Source organism: Microbulbifer sp. 2205BS26-8, assembly GCF_030731025.1.
Classification (GTDB): domain Bacteria; phylum Pseudomonadota; class Gammaproteobacteria; order Pseudomonadales; family Cellvibrionaceae; genus Microbulbifer; species Microbulbifer spongiae.
The window spans coordinates 1-17,526 of sequence record NZ_JAVAMR010000031.1; the positions used below are offsets into that span (position 1 = coordinate 1).

Consider the following 17,526-nt stretch of genomic DNA (forward strand, 5'->3'; position numbering starts at 1 on the left):
AGCCCTCTTTCTGTAACATACTTATGGCATATACTCAATACCCCAATATACGATAAAGGAGAAGAGAATGAAATTTTCGACATTATCCGTACTTTTTTGTATAGCCTTTATTTCAATAACGGCATCAGCAAATATTATCCCATACTCAGATTCGCGTTTGGCAACTCAACATGCCCCTGCAAAAGCCATAGCTGAAAATAAACGAATATTGGCTAAAAACTTTGCTAATTCCTACGCTTCGTCCCTAGTCGCTCTGCGACAGCACATTAACCAATACGATCTATCTGCCAGTGTTGGTGATATCTACCATAGTAATAAAAGTAAAAAGCTGCTATCCAAAAGCAATCATCTTATTCGTACAGCCAAAGGTTTAAATGCCAATGGTGAAAATCTAATTCAGTTGCGTATGGCTAGCAAAGAAATGGTTACGGCTTGGCAAAATGGCGAAGCCCCTCTTTTTGCTTTTGCTCCGGCAGGCGATGAGAAACAGTGGACTAGCATCGAAGCTTACGATACAGATGGGAATATACACTTTCTAGATGTACATATTTTACCTCAGCAACCTGTATTTATTGTAGAAGTGAATGGCAGAAAAGCACTAAAGGAAGGTATTGAAATAATGCGTGGTATTTTTTCGGGAGGAATAGCCGAGACACCGCCACAAAATACATCAAGAGAAAATGCAGCTCAGTCTTTGTCCACGAGCGTCTTAAAACATATACGTCTAAACGATGATGAGGAACCCTGGATATTGGGAAAAGCGGAAATTTATGCCATTACCAACGGAATAAGTCCTTCCAGAGATGAACCTGTTTTAGATGTTGTCGATATGCCCTATCTCGACCACGATGATACAGACTATTATCCCAATCAAGTACTATTTCACTGGAGTCGCTATCGTTGGCAGGCAGCTGATTTAATGCTAATGGAGCATGACGAGAACACCAATTTTCAGGAAATAGCCAGTAATTTGTTAAACCTTGCTGTACAGATTCTGCAATCCATTCCTTTTCCCGATGTACAAGGCTACGCTATTATAGCGATAATTACTAACGGGATATTAAATGCGTTACCTGCGGAATGGTTTATCAATAATGATGATTATGTAGACAGCATTTACACCACTTTTGAAAACCAAGAATATATTAATCTTAGCGGTGCCAGGGGTAACGCTACTATTACCCTTAAACCATTAGAGATTGATTCACGATAAATACCCAGAATTAACTACATATGGTATATGAAAGAAGAAGCCCCGGGTGGGGCTTCCATCCAAGAACTAAAAAATTAATAAGAAACTATATAATGATACCTAATTACCATCTAAGCTAAGCCGAGCTTCAGTAATCTTTCCGGCATTGGCGGCGTCCGGAGAGAAACGTAGACAAGCCGGGGAATAAGTGCACACAGGTCGAACCTGCGGTTAAAACGATATTGGAACTCCGCCAGGTAGCGTTGTGCATATTTCGGTCGTATCGCATGGTAGGTACTGCGCAACGCACTTTTTAAATTGCCGAGTACCGTGTTCACCCAGTAGAACTCGGGCTCCTCAACGGAGGCGCGGCCACCACCGCAGACGATCTTGTCGTGGTCGCAGCCGGCCTCAGTGACAGCATTGAAGCACGCCAGACCATCCGAGATAACGATACTGCCCTTCCTTCGTAGTTTCAACCGCAGCCACGAAAGGCGTCTTACTCTCAGCGCCGCGTCCCGGCTTGCACCCAGTACGCTCACCGCCGAGATAGGCATCGTCCAACTCGATGAAGCCAGATAGCTTGTACTGCTGGTCTCGCTCCACCATTACCTGCATGAGTTTCTGTTTCATGCGCCAAGCGGCGTTGTAGGAGATACCCAAGTGGCGAGCCAGCTTCATGCTTGAGATGCCTTTCTTGTCCTGGGTGATGAGATAGATGGCCAGGAACCACACGGTAAGAGGCAGCTTGCTGGAATCGAATATGGTGCCGGCAGTAATCGAAGTTTGCCGGCGGCAGCGGTTGCACTGCTGTAGCTTCCTGTAGGCGAGTTGGCAGCACTGATCGTGACCACAGTGAGGGCAACGAAAGCCCTCTGGCCATCGCCAGCGATAGAGAGCGTCGAAGCACTTCTCTTCGCTGCCATACTGATTGATGAATTCGCTCAAACTGGTGCCTTTCTGGAACTGTACCTTGTTGCGGGCCATTGCGGATTCCCTTGCAGATCAAAGAGATAACTGTATTTATATGCAGTTAAATGTGGCTTAGCAAGAGTGGTAATTAGGAAAACTTATATCCTGCTTTATTTTTCTTGTAGACATCAATCATTTTGGTCAAATCACTGGTGCTGAACTTGCGTTCAAATTTGGGGCACTGATCATTGTCATTTCCACCTGGTACTTACAGTCAGCGCAAAAAAATTTTGACTCAAGTCTTTTTACACCCCGACCAATTCACGACATTGGTTACCTAGAAACGTAGCAATAGCATTTGCCGCCTTGTTATTCGCCACTCCGGCACAGGTTATTGCCAATTGAGAATCACCTTGCCAGATGTGCCAGAGCTCATGGTATTGAAGCCTTTTTGGAAGTCCTCGATAGGGAACTGGTGCGTGATAATCGGGGTCAGATCCAGGCCGGATTGGATCAGGCTGGCCATTTTGTACCAGGTCTCGAACATCTCGCGTCCGTAGATCCCTTTAAGGATCAGGCCTTTAAAGATCACCTGGCTCCAGTCGATTGCCATTTCACCGGCGGGAATCCCAAGCATAGCGATTTTGCCTCCGTGGTTCATGGCGGCGAGCATATCGCGGAAGGCGGCGGGTACGCCGGACATTTCCAGGCCCACATCGAAGCCTTCGTCCATACCCAGCTCTGCCATCACATCGCTGAGCGTTTCCCTGCTTACGTTGACTGCGCGGGTGGCGCCCATCTTGCGTGCCAGATCCAGGCGGTATTCGTTGATATCGGTGATCACCACATGGCGTGCACCCACATGCCTGGCCACCGCTGCTGCCATAATACCGATAGGGCCGGCACCGGTGATCAACACATCTTCACCCACAAGGTCGAAAGAGAGTGCGGTATGCACGGCATTACCGAAAGGGTCGAAGATGGAGGCCAGGTCGTCGGAGATATTGTCCGGAATGTTAAAAGCGTTTAAGGCCGGAATAACCAAATACTCGGCAAAGGCGCCCTGGCGGTCCACGCCCACCCCATAGGTATTGCGACACAGGTGGCGGCGACCGGCGCGGCAGTTGCGGCAGTGTCCACAGGTAATGTGGCCCTCGCCGGAAACACGATCACCCACCTGGAAGCCAGCGACTTCCTGACCCATGCCAACCACTTCACCCACATATTCGTGTCCCACCACCATGGGAACCGGGATGGTTTTTTGTGACCACTCATCCCAGTGATAGATATGCATGTCGGTACCACAAATGGCGGTTTTGTGGATTTTGATTAACAGGTCGTTGTGGCCGGGCTCGGGAATTTCCACGTCGGTGAGCCAGATTCCCACTTCAGACTTCAGTTTCGATAGTGCTTTCATTGTCATAAAACTATAAATGGAAAGGCGTGGCAGCCCCTTGAAACAAGGTGGTCCTGTCGTAACAGACCGCTGCCATCACTTGGGCATTAAATCATATTCAGTTCGCGGCTCACTTCAATAAAGGCATCAATGCATTGATCGAGCTGTTTTCGAGTGTGTGCCGCCGACATCTGAGTGCGGATACGGGCCTGACCTTTGGGCACTACCGGGTAGAAGAAGCCCACTACGTAAATGCCGCGCTCCAGCATCTTGTCGGCCACTTTTTGTGCTGTGGCGGCATCGCCGATCATCACCGGGATAATCGGGTGATCGGCACCGGCGAGTGTGAAGCCAGCTTCAGACATGCGCTGGCGGAAATAGGCGGAGTTATTGCGCAGTTTCTCGCGCAGTTCTCCACCTTCCATCAGCATATCCAGCACTTTCAGGGATGCGGAGACAATGGCCGGGGCCACAGAGTTGGAGAACAGGTAGGGGCGCGAGCGCTGGCGCAGCATATCGATAATTTCCTTGCGGCCAGAGGTGAAGCCGCCGGAGGCACCACCGAGGGCTTTGCCCAGAGTGCCGGTGATAATGTCGATACGGTCAATAACATCACAGTATTCGTGGGTGCCGCGGCCGTGCTCGCCGAGGAAGCCCACCGCGTGGGAGTCGTCCACCATCACCAGGGCGTCGTAGCGGTCGGCCAGGTCGCAGATGGCCTTCAGGTCGGCGATCACACCGTCCATGGAAAAGACCCCATCGGTGGCAATCAGTTTGGTTTTGGCGCCCTCCGCGTCGGCGGTCTGCAGCTGCTTCTCCAGCTCCGCCATATTGTTGTTGGCGTAGCGGTAACGCCTGGCTTTACACAGGCGCACGCCGTCGATAATGGAAGCGTGGTTGAGGGCGTCGGAAATAATGGCATCTTCCGGCTCCAGCAGAGTTTCGAACAGGCCGCCATTGGCATCGAAGCAAGAGGTGTAGAGGATGGTGTCCTCGGTGTGCAGAAATTCAGACAGGCGGGATTCCAGGGCCTTGTGAATATCCTGGGTGCCACAGATAAAGCGTACAGAAGCCATGCCGAAGCCGTACTGGTCAAGGCCTTCTTTGGCGGCTGCGATCAGGTCCGGGTGGTTGGCCAGGCCCAGATAGTTATTGGCGCAGAAGTTCAGTACCCGGGTGTCATTGTTCACCTGGATCTCGGCGGCCTGTTGGGAGGTAATAATCCGCTCGCGCTTGTAGAGGCCATCGGTATTGATCTGTTTCAGTTCATCGCGCAGGTGCTCAAAGAAGTGTTCTGGCTTTGGCATGGTTGTGTTTTTAGCTCCTGTCAGGTGCTTGTGGCACGGGGTGGTTTGCCCATGGCAAGGTGACGCCAGTGGGTTCTGGTTTATCCCGCCAGTTCACAGGCCTTGTGGGCCGTGATCGGTTGTTCACTGGCGCGGCAACTGGTAGCGAATTTTAATGCCTCTTCGGCGGTGTCGAACAGTAGTTGCCACAACAACTGCCGATCAGCCCGTCTCACTGCCCTTACCGCCGTGCGGTTTCGCTGGTTGGCGATCTGAATTTCTATAACGTCTTTACTGGATAGCGGTGTTTCGGACATGGTCCCTCCAACAATAAAATTTGGAGGGCTGACGTGGAAGTGGCGAATGAGTGTTCGCGCGCATCCGGTTGGATTGCTCTGGTAGAGCCCCATCCTCCCTACTGGCAATGGTGTGCCGGCAGAGAGAGAACCACCTTGCCCCGGTCGGCAGGTTGGCGTTGGCGTCAGCCACTCTCGTGATGTGCAGGCAAAGATAGCGGGGAGGGGGTTCACAGTCAACTATGCCATCCCGTTTGGAGGCGGCGCAGAGGTTTATGCGGGCAGTTGCACGGATTTCAGCTCAATAAACTCGCCGAGGCCGGCTTCGCCAAATTCACGTCCATTGCCGGAGCGTTTATAGCCACCGAAGGGAGCATCGTAGTTGAATTCGCCTCCGTTGACGAAACAGAGGCCGGCCTCAATACGACGCGCCAGGGGCATGGCACTCTCCGCATCCTTGGCCCAAACGCCGCTGGAGAGGCCATATTCGGTATCGTTGGCAATGGAAATGGCCTCGTCCATATCCCGGTAGGGGATCAGGCAGGTCACCGGGCCGAAGATCTCCTCGCGGGCGATGCTCATATGGTTGTGTACATCGGCAAATACGGTGGGTTTCACGTAGAAGCCTTTCTCCATGCCCTCCGGTGCTTCGGCACCACCGGTGACCATGCGCGCACCCTCATCGATACCCCGCTGGATATAGCCACGCACAATTTCCCGCTGACGGGCAGAAGAGAGCGGTCCCATAAAGGCGTCATCTCCGGTACCCATGGCGATGCCCTCGGCTACCTGCCGGGCAATTTCCACTGCTTCCTCATAGCGCTCTGCGGGTACCAGCATACGGGTCAATGCGGTACAGGTTTGGCCACTGTTGATAAACACATCTTCACATCCCCAGCGCACCGCAACTTCTAGGTCTGCATCGGGGGTGATAATCAATGGAGACTTGCCACCCAGTTCCTGGGTTACGCGCTTTACTGTGGGCGCTGCGGCCTTGGCCACCTCGACCCCGGCACGGGTGGAGCCGGTGAAAGACACCATATCGATACCCGGATGGGCTGACAGCGCTGCACCCACTACCGAGCCGGCACCGGGCACCAGGTTGAAGACACCGGCGGGTACCCCGGTTTCTTCAATAATCTCCGCCATAATAAAGTCCTGCAGTGGAGTGATTTCGGCGGGCTTGGTGATCATGGTGCAACCGGCGGCCAGTGCCGGCGCTACTTTGCCGACGAACTGGTGCAGGGGATAATTCCAGGGGGTAATGAAACCACACACACCTACTGGCTCGCGGAACAATAAGGAATGGGCCGCTTTCTCCGTTTTTTCCATCTCGAAAGTGCGCTCAGCGTAATAGCGCATGGCGTAGATAGGGCCATCAACGTGCAGCCAGCGGGTGATATGTTCGGGGCAGCCCAAAGTTTGGGAAATGGCAAAAGTCAGGTCTTCTTTACGTTTTTCCATGCCGTCAGCGATGGCGTTAAGCAGTTCTCGGCGTTTCTGTGCGGTGCTGTTGCGCCAGCTGTGAAAGGCAGCCCTTGCAGCGGTTACGGCCAGATCCACATCCTCGGCAGAACCCTCGGAGACTTCGCAGATGAGTTCCTCGGTCGCCGGGTTGATGACTGGATGTGACCCCATGCCCAGGGGTTCCCGCCATTGGCCATCAATAAACAGCTTGCCGGTTTGCAGTTTGTTGAGGTCTGTCATGTCACGCTTCCCTTTGTTCTGCGCCTGAGGGCGCGCTAATTTCAATCAGGGTTGGAGTCTGTCGGCTGAAGGCGGCATTTACTGCTTCTGCCAACTGGCCGGGTTGATCGATTCGGCATGCTTCGGCACCGAAGGCGCGGGCAAGGGCGACAAAATCCGGGGTATGCAGATTGACACCCTCCCGGGGGACCTTGGCCGCATCCATAAAGTCACGAATTTCTCCGTATCCGGCATTGTTCCATACCAGTATCGGCAATGGCAGTTGCTGTTCCACCGCAACCGCCAACTCACCCAGAGTAAACATCAGACCACCGTCACCAATCAGTGCGATCACATCGCGCTCACTGGATAGTTTGGCACCAATAGCTGCGGGCAGGGCAAAGCCAAGGGTACCGTAGCCTGTGGTACAGGTAACGTGGCTGCGCGGATGGTAGAGGGGCAGGGCGTGGTTGGTGTTATAGGCTAATTGGGTGGAGTCTGTCACCAGGATACCGTTTTCCGGCAGGGACGCTCGCAGCGCTTCCACCCAGGGGAAGCGCTCTTCGGAACCATCCCACCAGGCCTTACGGCAGTCCTGCAGTAATTGGGCTACCTCTTGTTCCGACTGCTCTTTCGCCTCTCCATTGCGTTGGACCAGGGCAGCATTTAATTGCTGCAAGCTCTCCGCGGCATCGGCGCAGATGGCGAGATCGGGGCTGGCGTTGCATACAAGTTGTGCAGTATCTATATCGATTCGGATTACTTGGCCGGAAAAGGCGTAATCTTCTCGAACCAAGTTGCGGTCCGTCTCGGAAAGTTCAGTGCCCACTGCCAATACGACATCCGCATTTTCCACCCGGTTGCGTACACAGTCAAAGCTCAGGTTGGCGCCACCGCACAGTGGGTGGCGTTCATCCACTACCCCTTTGGCGGCCAGTGACAGGAAAACCGGAGCGGCAATTTTCTCGGCAATTTGGGTGGCGGCTTCCCCTGCAGCCTGGGCGCCGCCACCCAAAAGAATGACCGGGCGCTGGGCACCCTGCAGCCAGTTGGCGGCAATAGTGATAGCGGTGCTATTGGCGCCTGGAGCTCTAGTGGCCGGAGCAGCGTGATAGTCCTCTAGTTGTCCGGGCATGGGGGCCGGGAACAGATCGATGGGAATCTCGATATGCACAGGACCCGGGCGGCTGGATTGCAGCAGCTGAAATGCCTTTGCCATCACCTCCGGCAACTGCTCGGCCTGGGTCAGGGTGTGTTGCCAGACACAAAAGCCACGGCTGGCGTCGCTCTGACGGGGCAGTTCGTGCAGGCGTCCGCGACTCATACCCAGGTCTTCGCGGCGATTCACTGCGGAGATAACCAACATGGGGATAGAGTCGGAGTAGGCCTGCGCCATGGCGGTGGCGGCATTGGTGAGGCCGGGGCCGGTGATTAAAAAACACACGCCCGGCTTGCCGCTGGCACGGGCAGAGCCGTCCGCCATAAAAGCGGCACCTTGTTCGTGGCGCGGAGTGATGTGTGTCAGGCCGCTGCCCGGCAAGTCGCGGTAGAGTTCGATGGTGTGTACACCGGGAATGCCGAAGACTTTTTCCACCTGGTATTCGCGCAGCAGATGCATCAGCACCTGGGCGCATGTGGGCGCAGAGGACATAACCACCGTTTTCCTTAGTCGTGTAAAAATGCAGTGAGCCTAGCGGCACACCAAATGCCACGCAAGCATCCGCAGACTCTGCACTTGCAGGATAAAAATCGCAGGAAAATTGAGATTACCCCCGTATCGCGACAGGAAACTTTGTACGGCAGTCGCGTTTTTGACCGCCCCTGGACCAGTGAGTGGGGGTGCGGTTTGACGAGTTGTTCGCGGAAAAATACCTTTGCGGCAGATCGGCAGATACACTGTGAACTAGAACAAGTGAGGAAGTCACACCATGGAAATCGATCAATGGCGCCGGGAGTACCTGCTAGGCGGTTTGCGCCGTGCTGAGCTGAAGCCGGCGCCGATAGCGCAATTCAGTCAATGGCTAGAAGAGGTTGTAAAGGCCGGGCTGCAGGACCCCACCGCTATGTGCCTCGCCACGGTAGATGCCGCGGGCCAGCCCTCCCAGCGAATTGTTTTATTGAAGGGGTTTGATGAGCGCGGTTTTGTGTTCTACACCAACCTGGAAAGTAAAAAAGCCAGGGAGATGGCACATAATCCCCGGGTTTCTCTGTTGTTTCCCTGGCACCCACTCGAGCGCCAAATAGTCGTAACCGGAGAAGTGGCCTCGGTTGCGAGGGAGGATGCAGAAGCATATTTCCAGTCTCGCCCTTTGGACAGCCAATTAGCGGCCTGGGCGTCTCGCCAAAGCCAGCCACTGTCCTCCCGGGAGGAACTGCAAACACAGTTTGAGGCAGTCAAAGCCCGTTACGCTGAGAGCCCAATCCCGATGCCGGACTTTTGGGGGGGGTACCGGGTAGCGCCCCTTGAGGTGGAGTTTTGGCAGGGGGGGGGCAATCGCCTTCACGACCGTTTCATTTACCGAGCCGATGACTGCGGCAATTGGTCGGTGGAGCGCCTGTCACCCTAGCCTTTATAACAATCCCCAAAGCCGAATACACTGGCACCGTGTGGGGAGTTGTGCTGCGCGCTGGACAGAGCTTGGGCAGGGCGCAAAGTATTTTTTGCTGTTGGCAGAGGTCATCTGGGCTTTGGCAATAGGGTGGCTATGGCGCTTCGATTTCCGCGACCGCGCCGGCTTCAACGGGAAGTTTTTTTCTCAATTCTTCTTCCTGTTGTCCCGGCACGGTGCGAATTTCAATCAGGATGCCAAAGGCCGGGTGGTCTATATAATGCAGCTTGCCGCTGCGCATGCGTCGCTCATGCTGCAAGCGGGCCACATGGGCAACGTAAAGGGGTTGCTCTGGCTCAGGGGCGCCGGGTTCGTATTCCCCGAAGGCGAGTTGCTTATTCCGCAGTGCAGGGCCGGTATGGGGGAGCTGGTTGTCCCCTTGATGGTTTGGAATGGTGGCTTCGGTGAATTCCATTGTATCCACGCGGGGGCGTTTGGGCAGTAGTATGCCCTCAGCCTCAGGTAGAAGAGAAAAATCACTCAACCACAGATCGGTGCTGAGGTGCAGGTAACGGGATACACTCAGAGTCACCGATCCTTCGAGCTGCCTGTAGCCTCGAAAATGGTCTCCGCCGTGGATCAGGACGGCCGGCGAATTGTGCTTCTGTTGCAGTACCTGGCGCCAGGCTTTATGGAACAGAATCCGCTCACCACCTTTGATCAATGCTGCTACCTTGTTATTCAACAGGGTGGGCACGGGAGATAAAAACAGGCTGGGGGCGGCTTCAATTTCTGTCTGAACTGTTTGTGCGGCTGTGGCGGCAGGTTGCTGGGCTTCACCATTGGAGAGGTTGCTGCCGAACAGGTTGCCGGCCTTGGGAGAGGCTATCAGGGAGAGGGTTTCCTCTACCTCGGGGGTTGCAGTTCGGGTGTCAAAGTCGACCCAGTGGGCAGGATATTGCAGCCGTAGAGAGGCCGGCCAGGATTCACCGCTGCGGGCCATTCCCTGGGAGCGCTCAAAAACAATCATTTCGACTTCGAAGGTGTTCCCGGCATAGTTGGCCGCCTGGGCTGCTGCAGCGGAGAAGACCAGGGCCAGAGTGGGAAAGAGGCATGTTATCCTTGTCGCGAGGTGACCACGGTTCATCATTCTGTTGTTTCCTGAAGCCTTGCTCGGCAGATTGTCGTGTACGGAGGTGATTCTGGCCGGGAGTTCCCCCCGTCGACCCACCACCTCACGGGTTGACGAATAGTATCACTGTGCCAGTCGGTCCAACACTGCGTCGATCTCCTGCAGCTTGCGCTCCGGATCCTCCTCGTCGAGGTTAAAATTGAAATGGTTGGCACCTGACAACTGGTAACGGCCGGGCTGGGTCTGCACCAGCTTCACCAAGGTGAGGGGGTCCACCTGGGTGGTGTCGGCAAATTCGATACGGCCGTGGGTTGAGGCGGCTTCCAGTTTGCGAATGCCCATCTTGTCCGCTTTCAGTTTGATTTCCGTGGTGCGGAACAGGTGCCTGACGGGCGCGGGCAGAAGGCCAAAGCGGTCGATCATCTCCACCTGCAGCTCTCTCAATTGCTGGCCATCGGCGGCATTGGCGATGCGTTTATACATCATCAGGCGGGTGTGCACATCCGAGAGATAGTCTTCGGGGATCAGTGCCGGTACCCGCAGGTTCACATCCACCGCGGGAGAGTCCAGGGGTTCATCGATATTTGGCGTGCGACCCTCGCGAATGGCTTGTACCGCACGATTGAGCATCTCCATATACAGGTTAAAGCCAACGCTCTGGATCTGCCCGCTCTGTTCTTCCCCCAGCAGCTCGCCGGCACCACGGAGTTCCAGGTCGTGGGTGGCCAGGGTGAAACCTGCCCCGAGGTCCTGGGCCTCGCTGATGGCCTCCAGGCGCATGACGGCATCACCGGTCATGGCGCGTTTATTCGGTGTAAGGAGGTAAGCATAGGCCTGGTGGTGGGAGCGCCCCACGCGGCCGCGCAATTGGTGCAGCTGGGCCAGACCGAACTTGTCAGCGCGCTCGATCAGGATGGTATTGGCTGTGGGCACATCAATGCCGGTTTCGATAATGGTGGTGCACACCAGCAGATTGAAGCGCTTGTGATAGAAGTCACTCATGACCTGCTCCAGTTCGCGCTCGCGCATCTGGCCGTGGCCGATACCGATACGGGCCTCGGGCACCAGTTGCTGCAGTTCCCGTGCAATCCGCTCAATACTCTTCACCGCGTTATGCAGGAAGTACACCTGACCACCGCGCAGGATTTCCCGCAGTATGGCCTCTTTTATCAGGGCATTGTCCCGCTCGCGCACGAAGGTTTTCACAGACAGGCGCCGGGCCGGAGGCGTAGCGATCATGGAGAGGTCGCGAATACCGGTCATGGCCATATTCAGGCTGCGCGGGATGGGGGTGGCGGTGAGGTTGAGGATATCCACCTCGGCGCGCAGGCTTTTGAGGCGTTCCTTCTGGCGCACCCCGAAGCGGTGCTCCTCGTCAATAATCAGCAGCCCCAGATTGTGAAAATCCAGGCCGCTTTGCAGCAATTTGTGGGTGCCCACCAGAATGTCCACCTTGCCGCCCGCCACTTTTTCCTTCACGCGCTCCACCTCTTTGCCGGAACGGAAGCGTGAGATCACCTCGATAGTGATGGGCCAGTCGGCAAAGCGGTCCTGGAAAGACTGAAAGTGTTGCTGGGCCAGCAGGGTGGTGGGCACCAGCATGGCCACCTGTTTGCCAGCGTGGGCGGCGACAAAAGCCGCGCGCATGGCCACCTCGGTCTTGCCGAAGCCCACATCACCGCACACCAAGCGGTCCATGGGCTTTTTCGACAGCATATCGCCCACCACGGCTTCAATGGCCTGCTGCTGGTCCGGAGTCTCCTCAAATGGGAAGGCAGCGGCGAACTCCCGGTAGGCCAGCTTTGGGTCGGCAAATGCATGGCCTACACGGGCCTCGCGGCGGGCATAGATGTCCAGCAACTCGGCGGCGGCATCGCGCACTTTCTCGGCGGCTTTGCGCTTGGCCTTCTGCCACTGTTCGCTGCCCATTTTGTGCAGGGGCGCCAGCGCCTCGTCGGCACCGGAGTAGCGGCTGATCAGATGCAGGCTGGCCACGGGGACGTAGAGCTTGGCCTTGTCGGCATATTCTAGAGTCAGGAACTCCGCCGGCTGGCCACCAATGTCAAGATGTTGCAGGCCGTGGTAGCGGCCCACGCCGTGGTCAATATGCACTACCGGGGCACCGATGCGCAGCTCCGCCAGATTCTTCACCGCGTTGTCCGCATCCTCCTTGGCCTTACTGCGGCGGCGTTGCTGCAGTACCCGCGCGCCAAACAGCTGTGGTTCCGCGATCAAGTTGATGGCGGGTTTGGTAAGCAACAGCCCCTGGTCCAGAGGGGCTACGGTGATACCAATGGGCGTATCGCTGTGAATAAACTCCTCCCAACTCGTAAAGGTGGGGGGGGTCAGGCGTATCCCGTTAAGTAATTCCAATAACGCCTCGCGACGCCCACCGCTTTCGGCACAAAAGAGCACCCGCCCGGAATACGTCATTAGGTAGCTTTCCAGGGCTGCCATCGGTTGCTCGGCTTTGCCGTCCACCGGCAGGGTAGGTGGCACCTGGGCGGCAAAATTGTAGTTGCCCTGATTTTCCGGCAGTGTTGCGGTCGAAAAGATAACTCTGGGCATGGACTTGAGGGCACCATTGAATTCATCGATATCGAGGAGGATTTGGCGGGGGTGCAGTATTGGGCGGGTCAGGTCACCGCGACGGCTTTCATAGCGGTTGCTGACCTCGTGCCAGAAACTCTCTATCGGAGCTTGGACATCTCCCTGTACAAACGCCTGGCTGTTTTCGGGCAGGTAGTCAAACAGGCTTGCGCAGTTGTTATCAAAAAACAGGGGCAGGTAGTACTCGACACCGGCAGGGGCAATACCGGCGCTGATATCCTGATAGATGGGTACCAGGCTTGGGTCGACTTGGAACTGCGTGTGCCAGTTCTGCAGGAAACCGGACAGGGCAGCTTTGTGCATGGGGAATTCCCGTGCCGGCAGCAGGTGAACGGTGCTCACACGATCCACGGTGCGCTGGGTTTCGGGGTCGAAGGTGCGCAGGGATTCAATTTCATCGTCGAACAGATCGATGCGATAGGGAAGGACACTGCCCATGGGAAATATATCCATCAGCGAGCCGCGTACGGCAAATTCGCCGTGCTCGTAGACGGTGTCCACACGGTGGTAGCCGGCCTGCTCCAGCAGGCGCCGCTGGGTATCGATAGCAAACGGCTGCCCCTCGCGCAGTACCAGCACATTGGCGGCCACGTAATCGCGCGGGGGCAGGCGGTGCAACAGGGTACTGACCGGCACGATTACGATGCCACTGCTCATCTGCGGCATCCGGTAGAGTGTGGCGAGGCGATCAGAGATAATGTCCTGGTGGGGCGAGAAAGTGTCGTAGGGAAGGATTTCCCAGTCTGGAAAATGGAAGATCTCAAAAACATTTTTCGCGCTGTCATCTCTCCGGGCTTTGTTAAAAAATTTCAGTTGCCCCTCTAAACGGTGCGCCTCCAGACTGTCGCGGGTGATCAGCAGTGTTGGGGTTTTGCTTTTGCGGGCTGCACTTAGCAGGGCGAGTGCAGCCGCTGCGCCGTGCAGTTGCCCCCAAAATTGTCGGTCGTGGGCATTGCGAAACCCGGGGGGTGTCAGGGGCTGTGAATCGGTCATCTTTCGTTTATATCCGCGCTTTCGTTTGCTGTGGTACAGGGGGCGGCTATTGTAGCTGCGAATGGTCAGTGCTGCAGAGGGTTTATCGGGCCGGTGCAATGAGCGCACTATCGGGCGACTGCGCAGCACACCGGCAGGGGGGGAGCCGCAAGGTAGTTTTACTACAGTTTTTGGGGTTTTTTACACTCGGTTGCGCTCTCACAGGTGAATATCGATAATGCGCAGCCATGCGGCCCGGGGCAGTTTCCGGGTCGTGGTTTCCTGCCTACCCAACACAATGCAGAGGTATCTGACAGTGATTCAGAAGCGACCGAAGCCCGCGGACTTTTTCAAGGACTGGAAGCAGCGCGAAGCGCTGGCGGAATCCATGATCCCGATGATCGGAAAACTCAACCGCGAGCGCAATGTCGGTATTTATATGTACGGCCGCAACCTGGTCAACCGCTCCGTGCTGAGTATTATGAAAGCACACCGGTTCGTACGCCAGGTAGAGGAGAATGAACTCTCTGAATTTGAAACCTTTCCGGTGCTGGAGGCTATCGGCAAGTTGGATCTGGGCCCCGTACATATCGACCTGGGTACCCTGACTAATAAGTTTATGCGGGATGATCGCGGTTTGCCTGTGGATCAGTTTGTGCGTGAAGAGCTGGCGGATGCGGCGGGTGCCGGCAAACCGCTGCCTGAGCCCAAGGATGTGGTGATCTACGGTTTTGGCCGTATTGGCCGTTTGGTGGCACGCCTGTTGATCGACAAGGCCGGCAGTGGTGATGTGCTGCGCCTGCGCGCTATTGTGCTGCGCAAGGGCAAGGCTCCGAACGACCTGGTCAAGCGCGCTTCTCTGCTGCGCCGCGACTCGGTGCACGGCGCTTTCCAGGGCACTATTCGTGTGGATGAGGAGACCAGTTCCCTGATCTGCAATGGCAATGAGATCAAAATTGTCTATGCCAGCGCTCCGCAGGAGGTGAATTACACCGACTACGGTATCCACGACGCCATTGTGGTGGACAGTACCGGCGCGTGGCGCGATGAAGAGGGCCTGAGCCAGCATCTGGCGTGTCCCGGTGTTTCCAAGGTTATCCTTACTGCACCGGGGAAAGGTGAGATCAAGAATATCGTTTACGGCATCAATAACACTGATATCAAGCCGGAAGACAAGGTGCTCTCTGCAGCTTCCTGCACCACCAATGCCATAGTGCCGGTATTGAAAGCAATCATGGATGGATACGGGGTAGAGCACGGTCATGTGGAAACCGTTCACGCCTACACCAACGATCAGAACCTGATCGACAATTACCACAAGGGCGAGCGCCGCGGGCGCGCTGCAGCATTGAATATGGTGCTGACCGAGACCGGTGCGGCCAAAGCGGTAGCCAAGGCGTTACCCGAGCTGAAGGGCAGGCTCACCGGCAATGCGATTCGCGTTCCAACCCCGAATGTTTCCATGGCGATTCTCAACCTGAACCTGGGCCAGGAGACCAGCAAGGAACAGCTCAATGAATATATGCGCGAAGTGGCTCTGCACTCGCCGCTGCGCCAGCAGATCGATTACACCAACTCCCCGGAAGTGGTGTCCAGTGACTTTGTAGGCTCCCGCCGCGCCTGCGTATTCGACTCCAATGCGACTATCGTGGACGGCAAGAACGCAGTGCTTTACTGCTGGTATGACAACGAGTTTGGCTACAGTTGTCAGGTGGTGCGCTGCCTGGAAGATATGGCGGGTGTTCGGTACAAGTTGTTTCCCAAGCGGGATTAAGCCACTGCCTGCCTGTCCCTTGTGGGCCTGCGAAATGCCTGGCGGGTCACAAGGGCTTCTGGCAAAACGCTACAAACCCCTGTTTTTCCAGTAAAAAATTTTCCATTTCGATGCCACTTTGGGGACTTCCAGACTGGTAAAGCCCCTGTCCCAACTTTATAATGCGCGCGATTTTGCGGGGCGACTGTGCGCCGAAGTTAGCGTGCGCAAACCAGAGTTAGCTTCCTTCCCCCCGGTCTACGGGTGAAACGGTGTAAGCCCCCGCAGCGCGGAATTCCACAATATGACTTATCGGTCCGAGTTTGGCTGAAGCACAGAATGAATCTGGACTGGCAGTTGTATTGCACTTTTTCAAACTAGAAACTTAGGCATAGGCGTATGAGAAAGATCCGTCGGGGATTGGACTTACCCATATCCGGCGCGCCCGAGCAGGTCATCCACGATGGACCTGCGCTCAAGACCGTTGCTGTGCTCGGCCCCGATTACCACGGGATGAAGCCGACCATGGCAGTGGCTGAAGGGGATCGCGTCAAACTTGGCCAGCTATTGTTTAGTGACAAAAAAACCGAGGGCGTACGTTACACAGCGCCTGCTGCGGGTCGTATTGTTGCTATCAATCGCGGTGCCCGCCGCGTACTGCAGTCTGTCGTGATTGGGATAGAGGGCGATGCAGCGGAACAGTTCCAAAGTTATAGGGCAGACAAGCTGTCCGGCCTGGCGCGTGCGCAGGTCGTGGAGAATCTGGTTGCGTCCGGCCTGTGGACCGCGTTGCGCACCCGCCCGTTCAGCCGCGTCCCCGCCCTGGACGCCGAGCCGGTTGCAGTATTTATCAATGCGATGGATACCCATCCCCTGGCTGCCAATCCGCAAGTGGTGATTGCCGAGAACCGCACTGCTTTTTCCCAGGGTGTGGAGGTGCTGTCCAAGCTGGCGGACATCACCTACGTCTGTAGCGCCCCCGATGGGGATACCCCGGTAGCGGATACGCAGGCGATCCGCCGGGCAGTGTTTGCCGGCCCCCATCCGGCCGGTCTTTCCGGTACCCATATCCACTACCTGTGTCCGGTATCCGCCAACCGCAGCGTGTTCACCATCAATTACCAGGATGTGATCGCCGTGGGTAAACTCTTTGCCACTGGCCAACTGTGCACAGACCGTGTGATTTCCCTGGCGGGTCCCCAGGCCAGACAACCGCGCCTGCTGCGCACTCGTATCGGAGCCAGCCTGGTGGAGCTGACTGCCGGTGAACTGAAAGGCACTGACGACCGCATTATCTCCGGATCTGTGTTTGGTGGCCGCACTGCGTCAGGGCCATTGGCCTACCTGGGCCGATATCACAACCAGGTCTCGATTCTTGAGGAGGGTCATGAGCGCCCGTTCCTGCACTACCTGCGTGCTGGCAACAAGCGCTTTTCGGTATTCCCAATCTACCTGTCACGCCTGTTCAGGCACAAACTGTTCAATTTTACTACCAGTACCAACGGCTCCGAGCGCGCTATGGTTCCGATCGGTACCTATGAAAAAGTCATGCCGCTGGATGTTTTGCCAACCCAACTGCTGCGCACACTGATCGTAGGTGATACGGCGATGGCCCAGAAGCTGGGTGCGCTGGAGCTGGATGAAGAGGATCTGGCGCTGTGTACCTTCGTATGTCCAGGTAAGTATGAATACGGCCCCATTTTGCGGGACAACCTGACTCGTATTGAGAAGGAGGGTTGAGT

At 55.8% G+C, this 17,526-nt stretch carries 11 protein-coding genes, 1 pseudogene and 1 riboswitch; of the genes and pseudogenes, 4 read left to right on the top strand and 8 right to left on the bottom strand.

The window, feature by feature from the left end; translation table 11 throughout:
* The first annotated feature begins 67 nt into the window (after window positions 1-67).
* Window positions 68-1,213, top strand: coding sequence for a DUF3103 family protein (locus Q5Y71_RS11325; protein ID WP_306042263.1), 1,146 nt, complete (start codon window positions 68-70; stop codon window positions 1,211-1,213).
* Window positions 1,214-1,323: 110 nt separating this feature from the next.
* On the opposite strand, the pseudogene Q5Y71_RS11330 reads toward Q5Y71_RS11325, so the two are convergent.
* From Q5Y71_RS11330 to Q5Y71_RS11355, 6 genes and pseudogenes are all read right to left on the bottom strand, one after another.
* Window positions 1,324-2,179 (bottom strand): annotated as a pseudogene (locus tag Q5Y71_RS11330) (IS1595 family transposase).
* Between the two features lie 316 nt (window positions 2,180-2,495).
* On the bottom strand, window positions 2,496-3,521 hold the full coding sequence (tdh, locus tag Q5Y71_RS11335) for an L-threonine 3-dehydrogenase (RefSeq protein ID WP_306042264.1): 1,026 nt from the start codon (window positions 3,519-3,521) through the stop codon (window positions 2,496-2,498).
* Window positions 3,522-3,607: 86 nt separating this feature from the next.
* On the bottom strand, window positions 3,608-4,807 hold the full coding sequence (locus tag Q5Y71_RS11340) for a glycine C-acetyltransferase (protein ID WP_306042265.1): 1,200 nt from the start codon (window positions 4,805-4,807) through the stop codon (window positions 3,608-3,610).
* Window positions 4,808-4,887: 80 nt separating this feature from the next.
* Window positions 4,888-5,103 carry a hypothetical protein gene (locus Q5Y71_RS11345; RefSeq protein WP_020411816.1) on the bottom strand — a complete coding sequence of 72 codons (216 nt, stop codon included), beginning with the start codon at window positions 5,101-5,103 and terminating at the stop codon, window positions 4,888-4,890.
* A gap of 59 nt (window positions 5,104-5,162) precedes the next feature.
* A riboswitch (SAM-I-IV-variant riboswitch) is annotated at window positions 5,163-5,291 on the bottom strand.
* A 64-nt stretch (window positions 5,292-5,355) separates the two neighbouring features.
* Window positions 5,356-6,789 (bottom strand): aldehyde dehydrogenase family protein, encoded by a 1,434-nt coding sequence (locus Q5Y71_RS11350; protein ID WP_306042266.1) that lies wholly within the window; start codon window positions 6,787-6,789, stop codon window positions 5,356-5,358.
* A 1-nt stretch (window position 6,790) separates the two neighbouring features.
* Window positions 6,791-8,419 carry a 5-guanidino-2-oxopentanoate decarboxylase gene (locus Q5Y71_RS11355; RefSeq protein ID WP_306042267.1) on the bottom strand — a complete coding sequence of 543 codons (1,629 nt, stop codon included), beginning with the start codon at window positions 8,417-8,419 and terminating at the stop codon, window positions 6,791-6,793.
* A gap of 277 nt (window positions 8,420-8,696) precedes the next feature.
* Here Q5Y71_RS11355 and pdxH point away from each other — a divergent pair, with 277 nt between their 5' ends.
* Window positions 8,697-9,335, top strand: a complete 639-nt coding sequence (gene pdxH, locus Q5Y71_RS11360; protein ID WP_306042268.1) for a pyridoxamine 5'-phosphate oxidase — start codon at window positions 8,697-8,699, stop codon at window positions 9,333-9,335.
* A 136-nt stretch (window positions 9,336-9,471) separates the two neighbouring features.
* On the opposite strand, the gene Q5Y71_RS11365 is transcribed toward pdxH, so the two are convergent.
* The gene (locus tag Q5Y71_RS11365) at window positions 9,472-10,467 is read right to left on the bottom strand and encodes a CsiV family protein (RefSeq protein ID WP_306042269.1); all 996 of its coding nucleotides are present in this window, start codon (window positions 10,465-10,467) and stop codon (window positions 9,472-9,474) included.
* Window positions 10,468-10,572: 105 nt separating this feature from the next.
* The gene (gene mfd, locus Q5Y71_RS11370; protein WP_306042270.1) at window positions 10,573-14,052 is read right to left on the bottom strand and encodes a transcription-repair coupling factor; all 3,480 of its coding nucleotides are present in this window, start codon (window positions 14,050-14,052) and stop codon (window positions 10,573-10,575) included.
* A gap of 277 nt (window positions 14,053-14,329) precedes the next feature.
* Here mfd and Q5Y71_RS11375 point away from each other — a divergent pair, with 277 nt between their 5' ends.
* The gene (locus Q5Y71_RS11375; RefSeq protein WP_301419060.1) at window positions 14,330-15,805 is read left to right on the top strand and encodes a glyceraldehyde-3-phosphate dehydrogenase; all 1,476 of its coding nucleotides are present in this window, start codon (window positions 14,330-14,332) and stop codon (window positions 15,803-15,805) included.
* Window positions 15,806-16,183: 378 nt separating this feature from the next.
* A complete protein-coding gene (locus Q5Y71_RS11380; RefSeq protein WP_306042271.1) occupies window positions 16,184-17,524 on the top strand; it encodes a Na(+)-translocating NADH-quinone reductase subunit A in 1,341 nt (446 codons plus the stop codon).
* The last annotated feature ends 2 nt before the right edge of the window (window positions 17,525-17,526 follow it).